Origin of the sequence: Sporolactobacillus sp. Y61 (assembly GCF_040529185.1) — a bacterium.
Taxonomy (GTDB): Bacteria; Bacillota; Bacilli; order Bacillales; family Sporolactobacillaceae; genus Sporolactobacillus.
Genome location: NZ_CP159510.1, coordinates 198,849 through 215,249, shown reverse-complemented (window position 1 = coordinate 215,249; position 16,401 = coordinate 198,849). Strand labels below are relative to the sequence as shown.

Genomic DNA, 16,401 nt, shown 5'->3' with positions numbered 1-16,401 from the left:
GTATAATAGACAGGATCGCTCGAATCAGGTGGTGAAGTTCATTGAAGAAAAGCAGAAAGCAGCATGCGCATCAGAAACGTCATTCGGCCCGGAAGATCTTTATTGTTCAGGAAAATGAAACGATTGATGACTGTCTGGATCGGATGAAAAAAGAAGGATATGATCCCATTATGCGTTCACAGCGTCCTTTTTTCCGGGAAGGACCGGAAGGACCGGAAGTTGCCGGCCGGCATTGTGTGATTGAGGGGCAGCTGCGACCGGCAAAAGGCGAACAATAAATCCAAAAGCTTCGTGTAATGTTCGAATTTTGGTTGACACATTCTGAACGATACTGATATGATGAAGGTGTTAAAAAAGGACATAACAAACCCTGTCATATATTTTTGGGAATATGGCCCAACTGTTTCTACCCGGCGACCGAGAATTGCCGGACTATGAAGGGAAAAAAGAAACGTTTGACTTGCAGACCGCTGCCCGCGGTTTGACCAGACGGTCTGTTTTCTCTTCGCACGGAGAATCAGCTGTTCTGGGCTTTTTTATGTCTGTACGTGTTCACCGGGCAAAGATTTTAGGAGGCCATAATGTGAGTCAGATAGCAGTTGGTGTAGTGATGGGAAGCACATCGGACTGGGAAACTATGAAGCGTTCCTGTGACATTCTGGACAAAATGGAGATTCCATATGAGAAAAATGTCGTTTCGGCGCATCGGACACCGGATCTGATGTTCCGCTATGCCGAGTCGGCAAGAGAACGCGGACTGAAGGTCATCATTGCCGGAGCCGGGGGAGCGGCACACCTGCCGGGAATGATTGCCGCGAAGACGACCCTGCCGGTTATCGGTGTTCCGGTTCAGTCACATGCGCTGAGTGGTATGGATTCACTGCTGTCGATTGTCCAGATGCCGGCCGGTATACCGGTTGCGACTGTAGCCATCGGCAAATCCGGTGCGGTCAATGCCGGACTTCTTGCCGCACAGTTCCTGTCGGCATTTGATGAGGCATTAAAAGACAGACTGGAACATTACCGGAAATCAATGGAGCAGAAAGTAAAGGAAAGTGAGTTAAACTGATGCAGAAAACCATTTTACCGGGACAAACCATTGGCATCCTGGGCGGCGGACAGCTTGGACGGATGATGGCGATTGCGGCGAAACAGATGGGATACCGCATTGCCGTGCTCGATCCGACTGAGGACTGCCCCTGTGCCCAGGTTGCCGACACAGCCATTGTTGCCGCATACGATGATCCCGAGGCAGCAAAGAAAATGGCCGCCTGTGCCGATGTGGTCACTTATGAATTTGAGAATGTGGACGTGAAGACAGCGGATTATCTGCAGAAATACAGTTATCTTCCGCAGGGCTATCATTTACTTGAAATAACAAAAGACAGGCTGAATGAAAAGGCAGCAATCCGTAAGGCCGGACTGCCGGTTGTTCCGTATCTGCCTGTGAGAAACAGCGACGAATTGAAAACGGCGCTTGCCAAAATCGGATTTCCTTCCGTATTGAAAACGACGGAAGGGGGTTACGACGGTAAGGGGCAGTATGTTCTGCATTCTGAAAATGACCTGCAGGAAGCCCTCCCGTACATCGGCAGGACGCCGTTTGAACTTGAAAAATGGCTGCCATTTGAGAAAGAGATTTCGGTCATTGTGGTTCGCAGCACGAAGGGGGAAACCTCGGTTTTTCCGGTTGCTGAAAACATTCACCGTCATAATATTCTTCATCATACCCTTGTTCCGGCCCGGATTACAGACGCACTCCGCGAAGAGGCGACACAGCATGCCCTGCGTCTTGCGGAGTCCCTGCATCTTGTCGGGACGCTCGCGGTTGAGATGTTTGTCGGAACGGACGGCACCGTCTACGTGAATGAGACGGCACCGCGCCCGCATAATTCCGGACATTTTTCCATCAATGCCTGTGAAACCTCGCAGTTCGAGCAGCATGTCCGCGCAATCTGCGGTCTGCCGCTTGCGGGCACGCAGCTGTTAAAGCCGGTGATTATGGTCAATATCCTTGGCCAGCATGTGCAGCCGCTTCTGGATCACCTGGATCTGCTGTCTGATGCTCATCTGCATCTGTACGGAAAAGCGGAAGCAAGGTACGGCAGAAAAATGGGCCATCTGAACATCCTCGGCGATACAGTTGAGGACGCGATAGCGAAAGCTCAGAAATCAGGGATATGGAAAATCGAACAGGAAGCAGGTCGAAAGGCATGATTGATCGTTACACGCGGCCGGAGATGGGCGCAATCTGGACGGAAGAAAATAAGTACAGGGTCTGGCTCGAAGTAGAGCTTCTTGCCTGCGAGGGCTGGTCCGAAATCGGTGAGATTCCCAAAGAAGACTGCAGAAAACTGCGGGAGAAGGCTACATTTACGGTGGACCGGATTCACGAAATTGAAAAGATCACCCGCCATGATGTGGTGGCTTTCACCCGGACCGTTTCCGAATCGCTCGGCGATGAAAAAAAGTGGGTACATTATGGCCTGACATCGACGGACGTGGTCGATACGGCGCAGTCTTATCTGCTGAAACAATGCAATACCCTTTTGTTGAAGGATATCGAACATTTTATCGATGTCATCCGCGGCAAAGCGAAAAAATATAAAAATACTGTGATGATGGGCCGGACGCATGGTGTCCATGCCGAACCGACGACATTTGGCCTTGTCATGGCCCTGTGGTACGAAGAAATGAAACGGAATCTGGCCCGGTTTAAGGCGGCTGCGGAGGATATCCGTGTCGGGAAACTATCCGGTGCGGTCGGCACTTATGCCAATATTGATCCGTCCGTTGAACGCTATGTTTGCACGCATCTCGGTCTGAAAGCTTCTCCCATTTCGACTCAGGTGCTGCAGCGTGACCGTCATGCCCATTATATGGCGACGCTGGCTTTGATCGCGACATCGATCGAAAAATTTGCCGTGGAAATCCGCGGCTTGCAGCGCTCGGAGATTCGTGAAGTCGAAGAAGGTTTTGCCAAGGGCCAGAAGGGATCCTCTGCCATGCCTCATAAGCGCAATCCGATCGGTTCGGAAAATATGTGCGGCATGGCCCGGGTGATCCGCGGCTACATGCTCACAGCCTACGAAAATGTGCCGCTCTGGCATGAACGTGATATCTCGCATTCCTCGGCAGAACGCGTCATTCTGCCGGATGCGACGATTGGTCTCGATTATATGCTGCACCGTTTCTCGAACATCCTGGAAAACCTGACCGTGTTCCCGAAAAATATGCGGCGCAACATGAAACGGACATTCGGCCTGCCCTTCTCTCAGCATGTGCTTCTGGCACTGATTGAAAAAGGTCTGAGCCGGGAGGAAGCCTATGATATCGTTCAGCCGAATGCGATGAAATCCTGGGAGACGGAAACACCGTTCAGATCACTGCTGGATAAGGATACCCGCGTGACGGACCGGCTCTCACCGGCGGAACTGGATGCCTGCTTTGATGAAACCTATCACCTGAAGAACGTGAATCTGATTTTTGAACGGCTCGGCCTGAATGACTGAAGCCGGAGTAAATGATCGCGCCCATAATCATAGAAAAATATCGAACAAAAGGGGATAAAACCATGAGCCAGCTGCTCTACGAAGGTAAAGCGAAAAAAATGTTTACGACCGATGATCCGAATGTTCTGCGTGTCGTGTATAAAAACGATGCAACAGCTTTTAACGGGAAGAAAAAAGCTGTATTTCCGGGCAAGGGAAAACTGAACAATGCCATCTGCACCCGAATCTTTCATGTGCTTCAGGGCAAGGGTATTCCGACACATTTTATCGACAAAATCTCTGAGACAGAGCAGCTGGTCAAAGCTGTGGATATCATTCCGATTGAAGTCGTTGTCCGTAACGTGGTGGCAGGCAGCCTGGCAAAGCGCTTCGGGCTTGATGAAGGGGTCCGCCTCGGACGGACGATCATTGAATTTTATTACAAAAGCGATGAACTCGGCGATCCGATGATTAACGATGATCACGCGCAGGCAATCGGGCTCGCGACAGAGAAAGATCTGGCGGAGATCCGCAGTCTGGCCGCCCGTGTCAACACGATTCTGCAGGACCTTTTCTCAGAAGCGGGCATTCTGCTGGTCGACTTCAAGATTGAGTTCGGCAGACTGAAAACAACAGGAGATATTGTCCTTGCTGATGAAATTTCCCCGGACAGCTGCCGCCTGTGGGACAGAAAAACGCACGAGAAGCTGGATAAGGATGTATTCCGTCGCAATATCGCTGATCTCCCGGAGACTTATGAAAAACTGCTGAACCGACTGGAGGGTGTGAAATGAAAAAGGTGAAGGTATTCATTACGCTCAAGGAAAGTGTCCTGGATCCGCAGGGACAGGCGGTCATGCAGTCGCTTCATAATATGGATTATAAAAAGGTGAAAGATGTCCGGATCGGGAAATTCATCGAACTCGAAATGGAGGATACGGCAGACCTGGCTCAGCAGGTGGACGAAATTTGCGACAAATTGCTGGCCAACACCGTCATTGAAAATTACCGTTATGAAATCGAAGAGGAGGCCCGCCCGTGAAAACCGCAGTCATCGTTTTTCCAGGATCAAACTGTGATCAGGACATGTACTACGCGATAAAAGACGGACTGGGTGAAGACGTGGAATACGTCTGGCACGGGGAGACCTCGCTTGAGGGGTTCGATGCCGTGATGATTCCGGGCGGCTTCTCTTACGGAGATTATCTCCGCTGCGGGGCGATTGCCCGTTTCTCCGGGATTATGCCGGCGGTGATCCGTGCAGCACGGGAAGGAAAACCGGTGCTCGGCGTCTGCAACGGTTTCCAGATCCTGACAGAGTCCGGACTTCTGCCGGGAGCACTCCTGAAAAACCGCGATCTGAAATTCATCTGTGAAACCGTCCATCTTAAAGTAGAGAATAACCGGACGCTTTTTACCTCTTTATATCAAAAAGGGGAAACCATTCGCATCCCCATCGCTCATGGCGAAGGGAATTACTTCTGTGATGATCAGACGCTGAAGGAACTTAAGGAGAACCACCGGATTGTCTTTTCCTATGCCGGTGAAAATCCAAACGGCTCAATGGCCAATATTGCCGGAATTGTCAACAGCAGCGGGAACGTGCTCGGGATGATGCCTCATCCGGAACGGGCAGCTGATGCGCTGCTTGGCAACGTCGACGGTCTCCGCCTTTTCAAGTCCATTTTGAACAACTGGAGGGAATCCGCTCATGCCGCTTACACATCTTGAACCGTCACCGGAACAGATTGAACAGAAAAAAATCTATAGAACCATGGGGCTGACGGAGGATGAGTTTCAGGAAGTCAAACGGCTTCTTGGACGCAAACCGAATTACACGGAGACCGGACTTTTTTCCGTGATGTGGTCGGAGCACTGCAGTTACAAGACGTCAAAACCGCTTTTAAAAAAATTTCCAACCCGAGGTAAACGCGTGCTCCAGGGTCCCGGTGAAGGTGCAGGGATCCTGGATATCGGTGACGGTCAGGCAGTTGTCTTTAAAATTGAAAGTCATAACCATCCGTCGGCGATTGAGCCGTACCAGGGGGCGGCGACAGGCGTCGGCGGAATTATTCGGGATGTCTTTTCGATGGGTGCCCGCCCGGTGGCCCTGCTCGATTCTCTCCGTTTCGGTGATCTGAGTGATCCGCGTGTCCGTTATCTGTTTGAAGAGGTGGTCAGCGGCATTGCCGGATACGGGAACTGCATCGGGATCCCCACGGTCGGAGGTGAATTGCAGTTTGACCCGTGTTATAACGGCAATCCGCTTGTCAACGCCATGTGTGTCGGCATCATGAACCATCAGGATATTCAGGTCGGCCAGGCGCGCGGTATCGGCAATACGGTGATGTATGTCGGAGCGAGCACGGGGCGCGATGGAATTAACGGGGCCACCTTTGCCTCTGAAGAAATCTCAGCGAAGTCGGATGAGAAGCGCTCGGCTGTTCAGGTTGGTGACCCGTTTATGGAAAAGCTGCTTGTTGAAGCGTGCCTGGAACTTACGAGACACGAAGCACTTGTCGGGATCCAGGACATGGGGGCGGCGGGGCTTGTTTCTTCAGCCAGTGAAATGGCCGCCAAAGCGGGCGTCGGGATTCATATGAATCTCGATCTGATTCCCCAGCGTGAGACCGGGATGACGCCTTATGAAATGATGCTTTCTGAATCACAGGAACGGATGCTGATCGTGATTAAAAAGGGCAGTGAGAAGGAAATCCAGTCGATCTTCTCCCACTGGGGCTTGCACGCGGTAGCTGTCGGCGAAGTGATTGAAGAAGAAGTGCTCAGACTGGAACACCGGGGCAAAGTCGTGGCAGAAGTGCCTTCGGATGCACTTGCTTCCGCTCCGGTCCGGCACATGCCCTCGCAAGTTCCCGCTGAATATAAAGAAAATCAGTCAGCCCCTGCATGGCATCCATCCATTACCGATTATGCCGGGACGATCCGAAAGCTGCTGATGCAGCCGACTCTGGCTGCGAAAGACTGGGTGACCCGTCAGTACGATTATATGGTGCAGACGAATACAGTCATCCCGCCAGGTTCTGACGCAGCCGTGATCCGCGTTCGCGGCACGAATAAGGGACTGGCGATGACGACGGACTGCAATGCGAAATATCTGGCCGTTGATCCAAAAGAGGGAGGCCGGATTGCAGTTGCCGAAGCAGCACGCAATATTGTCTGCTCCGGAGGCATCCCCCTTGGCATCACCGATTGCCTCAATTTTGGCAGTCCGGAAAATCCGGAAGTGTTCTGGGAAATGGAAGAAGCGGTGAACGGGATGGCGGAAGCCTGCCGGGTCCTTGAGACACCGGTCATCAGCGGAAACGTTTCGCTTTATAATGAGACGGATCATGAAGCCATTGATCCGACTCCGGTCGTCGGCATGGTCGGGCTCATTGAGCATCTGGATCACGTGACTTCGGCCGCATTTAAACAGGAAGGCGACGCTGTCTATCTTGTCGGGCGGGCGCAGGCTGAATTCGGAGGCAGCGCGCTGCAGCTGCTGTTGAAAGGAAAGGCATCCGGGAAGGCACCAAAGCTGGATCTTTCTCTTGAGAAAAAGCGTCAGAAGCAGATTCTCAAAGCGATTACATCCGGCCTTGTCTCTTCAGCACACGACCTGTCCGAAGGCGGCCTGGCCGCCGCTGTGGCCGACTCGGTATTCGGTACGGATTTCGGCGCCCGTCTTTCTTTTCACACGGATCCGGTGGTGGAACTGTTCTCCGAAACCCAGTCACGATACCTGATTTCCGTCCCTGAACCGGCTTCGGCCGCCTTTGAATCTACAGTTGAAGACGCCGTCCGAATCGGGACGGTGATCCGCAGTGAACAAATCATCCTGAAATTTGACTCTGAAACAGTGCGACTTAATCGACCGGAACTTGAAAAGGACTGGAGAGGAGTTCTGTCATGTATGATGTCGGCAAAGAACTGAACGAGGAATGTGGTGTTTTTGGAATCTGGGGGCATGAAAATGCAGCAAAGCTGACCTATTACGGACTTCACAGCATGCAGCACAGAGGCCAGGAAGGCGCCGGCATTGCTGTAACAGATGGAAAACATCTTTATGATCATAAAGGCCTCGGGCTGGTTAACGACGTTTTCGATCACGAAAAACTGGAAGCACTCAGCAAGGGTTATGCGGCGATCGGACACGTCCGCTACTCCACTCAGGGTGGAAACAGTTATGCGAATGTGCAGCCGCTTGTTTTTCGCTCACAGAAGGATTCCCTTTCGATTGCCCATAACGGCAACCTGGTGAATGCGCACAAACTGAAGGGGGAGCTCGAGGAACGGGGAAGTATTTTCCAGACCACCTCAGACACGGAAGTCATTGCTCATCTGATCAAACGGGATTTTTCTGACAACTTTATGGAAAGCCTGAAGCATGCACTGTCGGTGATCAAGGGGGCTTATGCTCTGACCATGCTGACGGAGCATCAGATGATTGCGGCACTGGATCCGAACGGTCTGCGGCCGCTTTCACTAGGCCGGCTCGGCAATAGCTGGGTGGTTGCCTCTGAGACCTGTGCCTTTGACCTGATCGGTGCGACGTATGTTCGCGATGTGAACCCGGGTGAAATCCTGGTGATCGATAATCAAGGGGTGCGTTCGGAATTTTTTACCAATCATACCGAACCGGCGATCTGCAGTATGGAATACATCTATTTCTCACGCCCGGACAGCAATATTCAGGGGATTAATGTTCATGCCGCACGTAAAAATCTTGGAAAAATGCTGGCCCAGGAAGCACCTGTTGAGGCAGATGTCGTAACCGGCGTTCCGGATTCCAGTATTTCAGCCGCGATCGGCTATGCCGAAGCCACAGGAATCCCCTATGAACTTGGAATGATCAAGAACCGTTATGTCGGGCGGACCTTCATCCAGCCGTCTCAGGAGCTTCGTGAGCAGGGCGTGAAGATGAAATTATCCCCGGTCCGGGCTATTATTGAAGGGAAAAGAGTCGTCATGGTTGACGATTCGATTGTCCGCGGGACCACGAGCCGGCGCATCGTCAACATGATGCGTGAAGCCGGTGCCACTGAAGTGCACGTACGGATCAGTTCGCCACCGATTACCCATCCCTGCTTTTACGGGATCGACACGTCGACGTCGTCGGAACTGATTGCCGCCAAACATTCAGTGGAAGAAATCCGGGAAATCATCGGCGCCGACTCCCTTGTCTATCTCAGTGTGGACGGTCTGAAGAAGGCGATTGGCCGTGATCCGGCGCTGAAAAATTGCGGCCAGTGTCTGGCCTGCTTTACCGGCAGTTACCCGACGGAAATTTATCCGGATACGGTGCTGCCACATGAAAAAGAACTGCTTGTCTGAGGAGGATCTGGAATGGCCGATGCATATAAAAAGGCCGGTGTGAATATTAAAGCCGGTTATGAGACGGTCGATCGGATCAGGAAACACGTCCGGCGAACGTTCAGACCGGAAGTCATCGGCGGCCTGGGCGGATTCGGCGGAGCCGTTGATCTGTCGAAGATGAACATAAAGGAACCGGTGCTCGTTTCCGGAACGGACGGTGTCGGAACCAAGCTGATGGTTGCCTTTAAAACCGGGCAACACGACACGATCGGGATCGACGCGGTTGCCATGTGTGTGAATGACATTGTCACGCAGGGGGCTGAACCGCTTTATTTTCTCGATTATCTGGCCTGTGGCTCACTGGAGCCGGAGAAAGCGGAAGCCATCGTAAAGGGGATTGCTGATGGCTGCGCAGCAGCGGGTTGCGCGCTTGTCGGCGGCGAAACCGCTGAGATGCCTGGCATGTATCAGGGAGAAGATTACGATATTGCCGGTTTTTCAGTCGGTGTGGTTGAAAAAGCGAAGAGAATCACCGGCGAGCGGATCGAAGCCGGAGACAGCCTGATCGGTCTTGCTTCAAACGGTCTGCACAGCAATGGATTTTCCCTGGTCCGGCAACTGATCACCGCGGCAGGTCTGGGTTATGACAGCCCGTTCGCGCCCGATCCGAAGCTCACGGTTGGTCAGGAACTGCTGAAACCGACGCGTATCTATGTAAAACCGCTGCTTAAGCTGATTCGCTCCCTGGATGTTCACGGGCTGGCTCACATCACCGGCGGGGGATTGTATGAAAATGTCCCGCGCATGTTCACCGGAGGGCTTGGTGCGGAAATTGATACAGACGCCTGGCCGCTTCCGGATGTGTTCCGGTGGCTGAAAGAGATCGGCAGTCTCGATCCGGACGACATGTTTCATACGTTCAACATGGGGATCGGTATGGTGATTGCCGTTTCCCCTCAGGACGAACAGAATGCTTTTGAGAAACTCCTTGAGTTCGGCGAGAGGCCTTATATCATTGGGCGTGTTGTGGAAAAACAGGGATTGACGCTGGTGAACCATCATGAAGCATAAAATAGCCGTCTTTGCGTCCGGAAACGGAACAAACTTTCAGGCGATCCTTGAAGCTGTGCGACTCGGCAAGATACCGGCAACGCTTGAACTGCTGGTCTGTGATCAGCCGGGAGCCCGGGTCATCCGCCGTGCCCAAGAGGCAGATGTGGCAAAACTTGTGGTCTCACGGAAGGACTTCCCTTCGAAGCGTGCCTTTGAAGAGCAGATTGTTGCTGCCTGCCGGAAACGCGGCATCGAATATATTTTCCTTGCCGGATATATGCGACTGCTTGGGCATACACTGCTTGACGCTTACCCGCACCGGATTGTGAATATTCATCCGTCGCTGCTGCCGTCTTTCACCGGTCTGGATGCGATCGGGCAGGCGTTTCGCAAAGGGGTTAAGGTGACCGGCGTGACCGTGCATTATGTTGACGAAGGCATGGATACCGGGCCGATCATCGCCCAGGCGCCCGTTCCTGTTGCGAGCGCCGACACCCTTGATACACTTGAACAGCGGATCCATGAAACAGAACACCGGCTTTATCCGAAAACCATTGAAAAATTACTGACAGATAAGTGAAAGGAAGTATCAACGTGGTAAAACGTGCTCTGGTTAGCGTTTCAGACAAAACTGGACTGATCGATTTTGTGAAAAAACTGGTGAATGCAGGGATTGAGATCATCTCAACCGGCGGGACCAAAAAAGAGATTGAAGCGGCCGGTATCCCGGTCAAATCAGTCAGCGACGTTACCGGTTTTCCGGAAATTCTCGATGGACGTGTCAAGACCCTTCATCCGGCGATCCACGGCGGACTGCTCGCTGTCCGTGATAAAAAGGCGCATATGGACGCGATCGCAGAACATGGCATTCAGCCGATCGATTTTGTTATTGTGAACCTTTACCCGTTTAAAGAAACGATTGCGAAGCCGGATGTCACCTATGACGAAGCGGTAGAAAACATCGATATCGGTGGTCCGAGTATGCTCCGCTCTGCAGCGAAGAATCATAAGAGCGTCACGGTTGTCTGTGATCCGGCCGATTATGATCGTGTTGCGGAAAGTCTCAATGAACATGCTGAAGTACCGTTTGAACTGAGACAGAAACTTGCGGCCAAAGCTTTCCGTCATACGGCTGCTTATGATGCGCTGATTGCCGATTACTTTACAAAGCAGACCGGTGAGGAGTTCCCGGAAAAGCTGACCATCACCTATGAGAAGAAGCAGGGACTGCGTTACGGCGAAAATCCGCATCAGAAGGCGGCATTCTACAGCGATCCCCTGTTAAATGAATCAACGATTGCCGCCGCAAAACAGCTGCATGGGAAAAAACTTTCCTATAATAATATCCGCGACGCTGATGCAGCACTCGGCATCATCAAAGAATTCAAACAGCCGGCGGCAGTGGCCGTCAAGCACATGAATCCATGTGGCATCGGAATCGGTGAGAATGTGAATGAAGCTTATGACAGAGCGTATGCTGCCGATCCGGTGTCCATTTTTGGCGGGATCATTGCACTGAACCGCGAAGTCGATGCGGCTCTGGCAGAGAAACTGCATCATATTTTCCTGGAAATCGTTATTGCACCGGCGTACTCGGATGAGGCGCTGACCATTCTTGAGAAAAAGAAGAATCTGAGACTCCTCCAGGTAAAACTGACGGACGATAAGCAGAATTTTGTCCAATATACGTCTGTACGTGGTGGCATGCTTGTCCAGGAACTGGATACCAAAGGCTATGATGATATCAGGGATCAGCTGAAAGTCGCGACGGAGCGCAAACCAACGGATGAAGAAATGGAAAGTCTGAAATTTGCCTGGACAATTGTCAAGCATGTGAAGTCAAACGCCATTGCGCTGGTTAATCATGGCCGGATGGTCGGTATGGGCGGCGGACAGACGAACCGCGTCGGTGCGGCAAAAATTGCACTTGAAGAAGCAGGGGACAAAGCAAAAGGTGCCGTCCTGTCATCTGATGCCTTCTTCCCGATGGGAGATACCGTGGAAGCAGCGGCAAAAGCCGGAATTACGGCAATTATTCAGCCGGGCGGCTCAATCCGCGACAAGGAATCGATCAATATGGCCAATAAATACCATATTGCCATGGTCTTCACCGGCATGCGCCATTTCAAACATTGATTAAAGGGGAATGGACTATGAACATATTGATTGTCGGCGGCGGCGGCCGGGAACATGCCATGGCCTGGAAAGTCGCTCAGAGTACGTTGGTCGATAAACTCTATGCGGCACCGGGAAGTGACGGAATCGCTTCAGTCGCCGAATGTGCGCCCATTGACGTGATGGATTTTCAAGGTCTGGCCGATTTTGCCGAGACACATGATGTTGATCTGACCCTTGTCGGACCGGAACAGCCGCTTGTCGGTGGTATTGTTGATTATTTTTCCGCACGCGGGCTGAAAATTTTTGGTCCGTCAAAAGCCGCGGCACGCATTGAGGGCAGTAAATCGTTTGCGAAGGCCCTGATGAAAAACAATCAGATCCCGACGTCACACTATCAGACGTTTACAGATTATCAGCAGGCGGGCGACTATCTGCAGCAGGTCGGTGCTCCGATTGTTCTGAAAGCGGACGGGCTCGCTGCAGGAAAAGGAGTCATTGTCGCCATGACGATGGCCGAAGCTGAACAGGGGCTCAAAGCCATCATGAAGGATCGAAAATTTGCCGATGCCGGCGCACGTGTCGTCATTGAAGAATATCTGGCAGGTGATGAGTTCTCTCTGATGGCACTCGTTAATGGGGAGACGGTGACGCCGCTTGCGATTGCACAGGACCATAAACGGGCCTTTGATGGGGATAAGGGTCCGAACACCGGCGGTATGGGTGCCTATTCGCCGGTTCCCCAGATTCCCGGGAAGATTGCCAATGAAGCGGTGCAGACCATCCTCAAACCTGCTGCTTCCGGGATGGTTCAGGAAGGCTGCCCTTTTACCGGTGTTCTTTATGCCGGTCTGATGCTGACGAAGGATGGCCCGAAAGTGATCGAATTTAACTGCCGATTTGGTGATCCGGAAACGCAGGTCGTTCTGCCGCGTCTGGAATCCGATCTTGTTCAGGTTGTCCTGGATGTGATGGATGGAGGGCAGCCGGCACTCTCATGGTCGGACAAGACAGCGGTCGGCGTTGTACTCGCAACGGCAGGCTATCCGGGTTCCTATCCCAAAGGCAGGAAACTGGGAGATCTGGGCGCACTGCCCGGTGCGGCATTACTTTTCCATGCCGGAACGAAAAAGAACGGTGAGGACTGGCTGACCAGCGGCGGCCGGGTGCTGCTGGTGACCAGGCTCGGTGATGATCTGCGTACCACACGCGACGCTGTGAATAAAGATCTTGAGCGCATCGCGACAGATGATGTGTTTTTCCGGAAAGACATCGGTCACCGGGCACTGGAAGCGGCGGAAAAACCGTAACCGACATATAGAGGATCATGAAAAAGAGAGGCTTGTATACGGGCAATCATGGTGCATATCATGGTTGTTTTTTCTATCTGGAGTCAGGGCTGTAAAGCCATCTTCTTTGGAGACCCACTGTGGATGCCTGCATGATGCGACTCCTGAACAGATCCTGGCAGACGGGGAAATGCATAAAAAACAGGTGCGCTCCAGGCACCTGTTTCGCTTTATTGAATTTTCTCCCCTGTTTGATGAACATAAGTGACAGCCGCCAGGTAATGCTTCACTGAGTAGTGACAAATACCTGCACTTTCTTTGGCCGGATGTAAGTCGGCTGACCGGCATGTAATTCAAGGGCAGCAAATTCCTCACGATTCAATTCAATGTTGAGAAAGTCATGAGTATCGGATCTTTCAACTTCAATCCGAATGGTGGGTCCTGCTGCATGGATGTGCTTTACTGTTCCGGGAATCGATTGTTTGCCGGAGCGGTTTTTTTCAATGATGAAATGATGGGGACGGACAAAACCCAAACCGCCGGATTCATGATCTGCATATTCCGGGACCTCGGTCTCAAACGCGCCATCGATGAATTTACCATGTGTAATTTTCCCTTCAAAACGATTCGCACTTCCGATAAAATCATAAACAAAAGGATTAGCCGGGTATTCGTAAACGTCTTCCGGTGTTCCGATCTGTTCAATCTTTCCGTCCCGGATGATGACCACCCGATCGGCCACTTCGAAGGCTTCTTCCTGATCATGCGTCACAAAGATGCTCGTCACTCTGACAGATTCATGCAGGTGACGCAGCCAGAAGCGCAGCTCTTTTCTCACCTTGGCATCGAGCGCACCGAAGGGTTCATCAAGCAGCAGAATTTTTGGCTCTATAGCCAGTGCCCGGGCGAGAGCGACGCGCTGCTTCTGACCGCCGGAAAGCTGAGAAGGGTAACGTTTTCCGTACGGCTCAAGACGGACAAGTCTGAGCAGGCGATCGACCCTTTCACGGATTTCCCTTCTGGAGGGCCGGATTTTTCTTGGACGGACACGCAGACCATAAGCAATATTGTCGAAAACCGTCATATTCTGAAACAGGGCATAATGCTGAAAGACGAAGCCGACCTGACGCTCTTTTATGCTGGCCTCGGTCAGATTTTCACCATGAAAGATAATCTGTCCCTGATCAGGTTCTTCAAGGCCGGCAACAATGCGCAGCAGAGAGGTTTTTCCCGAACCGGATGGACCGAGCAGGGCAACCAGTTCCCCCGATGGAATGGTCAGATTAATATCTTCCAGAATCTGGAAATCATCATATGCCTTGGAAACATGCTTGATTTCAATACTCAAAATGATATCCCTCCCGAGGGTGTAGTTTTTCAGCGTAATCCTTGTTTCACACGATTTTCCAGGATGACTTTGAGAATCATAGTCAGAACAGCCAGAAGGGACATGACTGAAGCCAGGGCAAAGGCGGCAACAAACTGATATTCGTTATACAGGTTCTCAATTTGCAGCGGCATGGTATTCGTCAGGCCGCGGATGTGGCCGGATACGACAGAAACGGCACCAAACTCGCCGATTGCCCGGGCATTGCATAAAATAATGCCGTAGAAAAGCGCCCATTTGATATTAGGCAGGGTGACCTTCAGAAAAGTTTGCCAGCCGCTTGCCCCAAGTGTCAGAGAGGCTTCTTCTGCTGTAGTGCCCTGGTTTTGCATGAGCGGAATCAGCTCGCGGGAAACAAACGGGAAAGTCACAAATAACGTCGCAAGGACAATACCGGGTACATTGAAAACAATATTGATATCATGCGCCATCAGCCATCTGCCGAATGAACTGTGCTGACCGAATATCAGGATAAAAATCAGACCGGCGATGACAGGAGAGACGGAAAAAGGCAGATCAATCAATGTCATGAGTACACTTTTCCCCCTGAAGGCGTACTTGGTCATGACCCAGGCGAACAGGATCCCGAAGATGGTGTTCACAGGTACCGCGATCAGGGCAACCAGCAGCGTCAGACGGATCGCTGACAGGGCATCAGGTTCCGTAATGGATGAAAAATAGAATCCTGCCCCCTGTCTGAATGCCTCGGTAAAGATCGCAACCAGCGGAATGACGAGAAAAAAGAAAAGAAACAGCAGAACAAGAGCGATCAGAGTCAGTCGTATGGCGGTATTTTTTACATTATGCCGGGCAATACCTGCCTGACGGGCAACACGAGACGCAACAGGACTTTCCATAAAGGACTCCCTCTCAGTATCTTTACCGGCCGGCGTAGCGAAGACGCGACCACCATTGAATCAGATTAATCAGCAGAATAAGCAGAAACGAGATGACAAGCATGACAACGGCTATGGCCGTCGCAGCAGAATAATCAAATTGCTCCAGTTTGGTCATAATCATCAGCGGCGCGATTTCTGTTTTATAAGGCATATTGCCGGCAATAAATACAACAGAACCATATTCGCCAAGTGAGCGGGCAAACGCCAGCGAGAATCCGGACAGCGCCGCCGGCATCAGCTGAGGGAAAATCACCTTTCTGAAGGTCTGAAAAGGTGTCGCACCAAGCGAAGATGAGGCTTCTTCCACTTCGCGTTCAAAATTCTGCAGAACCGGCTGAACCATGCGCACGACAAATGGCAGACCAACGAAAATCAGGGCAATCGTGATACCGATCGGTGTAAAAGAGACGTCGAAGGGCAGCCATCGCCCAATCCATCCATTTTCTGAGTAGAGTGTCGTCAACGTAATGCCGGCCACAGCGGTCGGAAGAGCGAAAGGCAAATCCACGAGCCCGTCGACTGCCCGTTTCCATGGGAAAGTATAACGGGTCAGTACCCAGGCGATCAGGACACCGAAAATCAGATTAACAAAAGCCGCCGCCAGGGCTGTCAGGAAACTCAGTTTGTACGATGCAACGACACGCGGGTTGGTGACGTCCTGCCAAAAGGACGCCCATCCGGATCGTGCTGAATAGATAAAGATAAATGACAGCGGGATCAGGACGAGCAGGGAAAGATAGAACGTCGACAGCCCCATGGTCAGTCCGAAACGGGGATGGACCGTCCTTTTTTTAAATGTTGGGAAAAAGCCACAATACTCAACTCCATTATCTACGGATGGATTTACCCGG

16 protein-coding genes and 1 riboswitch are annotated in these 16,401 nt (G+C 51.8%); of the genes, 13 read left to right on the top strand and 3 right to left on the bottom strand.

Going from position 1 to position 16,401, the window contains the following annotated elements; translation table 11 throughout:
- The first annotated feature begins 41 nt into the window (after positions 1-41).
- The 13 genes from ABNN70_RS01115 to purD all read left to right on the top strand — a co-directional run bounded on the left by ABNN70_RS01115 (position 42) and on the right by purD (position 13,285).
- Positions 42-278 (top strand): NETI motif-containing protein, encoded by a 237-nt coding sequence (locus ABNN70_RS01115; RefSeq protein WP_353948478.1) that lies wholly within the window; start codon positions 42-44, stop codon positions 276-278.
- 75 nt (positions 279-353) lie between these two features.
- A riboswitch (purine riboswitch) is annotated at positions 354-455 on the top strand.
- A gap of 155 nt (positions 456-610) precedes the next feature.
- Positions 611-1,069 (top strand): 5-(carboxyamino)imidazole ribonucleotide mutase, encoded by a 459-nt coding sequence (purE, locus tag ABNN70_RS01110; RefSeq protein ID WP_240697320.1) that lies wholly within the window; start codon positions 611-613, stop codon positions 1,067-1,069.
- Positions 1,069-2,217: a 5-(carboxyamino)imidazole ribonucleotide synthase gene (purK, locus tag ABNN70_RS01105; RefSeq protein WP_353948477.1), complete on the top strand. Its 1,149-nt coding sequence runs from the start codon at positions 1,069-1,071 to the stop codon at positions 2,215-2,217. Before purE ends, purK begins: the two co-directional genes overlap by 1 nt.
- Entirely contained in the window at positions 2,214-3,512 is a 1,299-nt protein-coding gene (purB, locus tag ABNN70_RS01100) for an adenylosuccinate lyase (protein WP_353948476.1), read from the top strand. The genes purK and purB overlap by 4 nt, the downstream gene beginning before the upstream one ends.
- A 62-nt stretch (positions 3,513-3,574) precedes the next feature.
- Positions 3,575-4,285: a phosphoribosylaminoimidazolesuccinocarboxamide synthase gene (purC, locus tag ABNN70_RS01095; protein ID WP_353948475.1), complete on the top strand. Its 711-nt coding sequence runs from the start codon at positions 3,575-3,577 to the stop codon at positions 4,283-4,285.
- A complete protein-coding gene (gene purS / locus ABNN70_RS01090; protein ID WP_353948474.1) occupies positions 4,282-4,533 on the top strand; it encodes a phosphoribosylformylglycinamidine synthase subunit PurS in 252 nt (83 codons plus the stop codon). The genes purC and purS overlap by 4 nt, the downstream gene beginning before the upstream one ends.
- Complete coding sequence (gene purQ / locus ABNN70_RS01085; protein ID WP_353948473.1) at positions 4,530-5,222, top strand: phosphoribosylformylglycinamidine synthase subunit PurQ; 693 nt, start codon at positions 4,530-4,532, stop codon at positions 5,220-5,222. Before purS ends, purQ begins: the two co-directional genes overlap by 4 nt.
- Positions 5,203-7,425, top strand: a complete 2,223-nt coding sequence (gene purL, locus ABNN70_RS01080; protein WP_353948472.1) for a phosphoribosylformylglycinamidine synthase subunit PurL — start codon at positions 5,203-5,205, stop codon at positions 7,423-7,425. The genes purQ and purL overlap by 20 nt, the downstream gene beginning before the upstream one ends.
- The gene (purF, locus tag ABNN70_RS01075; RefSeq protein WP_129929772.1) at positions 7,401-8,825 is read left to right on the top strand and encodes an amidophosphoribosyltransferase; all 1,425 of its coding nucleotides are present in this window, start codon (positions 7,401-7,403) and stop codon (positions 8,823-8,825) included. Before purL ends, purF begins: the two co-directional genes overlap by 25 nt.
- A 12-nt stretch (positions 8,826-8,837) precedes the next feature.
- Positions 8,838-9,878, top strand: coding sequence for a phosphoribosylformylglycinamidine cyclo-ligase (gene purM, locus ABNN70_RS01070; protein ID WP_129929773.1), 1,041 nt, complete (start codon positions 8,838-8,840; stop codon positions 9,876-9,878).
- Entirely contained in the window at positions 9,868-10,440 is a 573-nt protein-coding gene (gene purN / locus ABNN70_RS01065; protein WP_129929774.1) for a phosphoribosylglycinamide formyltransferase, read from the top strand. Before purM ends, purN begins: the two co-directional genes overlap by 11 nt.
- A 14-nt stretch (positions 10,441-10,454) precedes the next feature.
- Complete coding sequence (gene purH, locus ABNN70_RS01060; RefSeq protein ID WP_129929775.1) at positions 10,455-11,996, top strand: bifunctional phosphoribosylaminoimidazolecarboxamide formyltransferase/IMP cyclohydrolase; 1,542 nt, start codon at positions 10,455-10,457, stop codon at positions 11,994-11,996.
- Positions 11,997-12,013: 17 nt separating this feature from the next.
- Entirely contained in the window at positions 12,014-13,285 is a 1,272-nt protein-coding gene (purD, locus tag ABNN70_RS01055) for a phosphoribosylamine--glycine ligase (RefSeq protein WP_353948471.1), read from the top strand.
- A gap of 265 nt (positions 13,286-13,550) precedes the next feature.
- Here purD and ABNN70_RS01050 read toward each other — a convergent pair whose 3' ends face one another.
- From ABNN70_RS01050 to cysT, 3 genes are read right to left on the bottom strand one after another with little or no spacing between them, the layout of a single operon-like run.
- Complete coding sequence (locus tag ABNN70_RS01050; RefSeq protein WP_353948470.1) at positions 13,551-14,612, bottom strand: sulfate/molybdate ABC transporter ATP-binding protein; 1,062 nt, start codon at positions 14,610-14,612, stop codon at positions 13,551-13,553.
- 29 nt (positions 14,613-14,641) lie between these two features.
- Complete coding sequence (gene cysW, locus ABNN70_RS01045; protein ID WP_353948469.1) at positions 14,642-15,508, bottom strand: sulfate ABC transporter permease subunit CysW; 867 nt, start codon at positions 15,506-15,508, stop codon at positions 14,642-14,644.
- 22 nt (positions 15,509-15,530) lie between these two features.
- Positions 15,531-16,307, bottom strand: a complete 777-nt coding sequence (gene cysT, locus ABNN70_RS01040) for a sulfate ABC transporter permease subunit CysT (RefSeq protein ID WP_353948468.1) — start codon at positions 16,305-16,307, stop codon at positions 15,531-15,533.
- Between the last annotated feature and the right edge of the window lie 94 nt (positions 16,308-16,401).

Bases quoted from the DNA above. Each gene is read 5' to 3' on its own strand.
- purE (WP_240697320.1), top strand. From the start codon at position 611: ATGGGAAGCACATCGGACTGGGAAACTATGAAGCGTTCCTGTGACATT.
- purK (WP_353948477.1), top strand. From the start codon at position 1,069: ATGCAGAAAACCATTTTACCGGGACAAACCATTGGCATCCTGGGCGGC.
- purB (WP_353948476.1), top strand. From the start codon at position 2,214: ATGATTGATCGTTACACGCGGCCGGAGATGGGCGCAATCTGGACGGAA.
- purC (WP_353948475.1), top strand. From the start codon at position 3,575: ATGAGCCAGCTGCTCTACGAAGGTAAAGCGAAAAAAATGTTTACGACC.
- purS (WP_353948474.1), top strand. From the start codon at position 4,282: ATGAAAAAGGTGAAGGTATTCATTACGCTCAAGGAAAGTGTCCTGGAT.
- purL (WP_353948472.1), top strand. From the start codon at position 5,203: ATGCCGCTTACACATCTTGAACCGTCACCGGAACAGATTGAACAGAAA.
- purF (WP_129929772.1), top strand. From the start codon at position 7,401: ATGTATGATGTCGGCAAAGAACTGAACGAGGAATGTGGTGTTTTTGGA.
- purM (WP_129929773.1), top strand. From the start codon at position 8,838: ATGGCCGATGCATATAAAAAGGCCGGTGTGAATATTAAAGCCGGTTAT.
- purN (WP_129929774.1), top strand. From the start codon at position 9,868: ATGAAGCATAAAATAGCCGTCTTTGCGTCCGGAAACGGAACAAACTTT.
- purD (WP_353948471.1), top strand. From the start codon at position 12,014: ATGAACATATTGATTGTCGGCGGCGGCGGCCGGGAACATGCCATGGCC.
- cysW (WP_353948469.1), bottom strand. From the start codon at position 15,508: ATGGAAAGTCCTGTTGCGTCTCGTGTTGCCCGTCAGGCAGGTATTGCC.
- cysT (WP_353948468.1), bottom strand. From the start codon at position 16,307: ATGGGGCTGTCGACGTTCTATCTTTCCCTGCTCGTCCTGATCCCGCTG.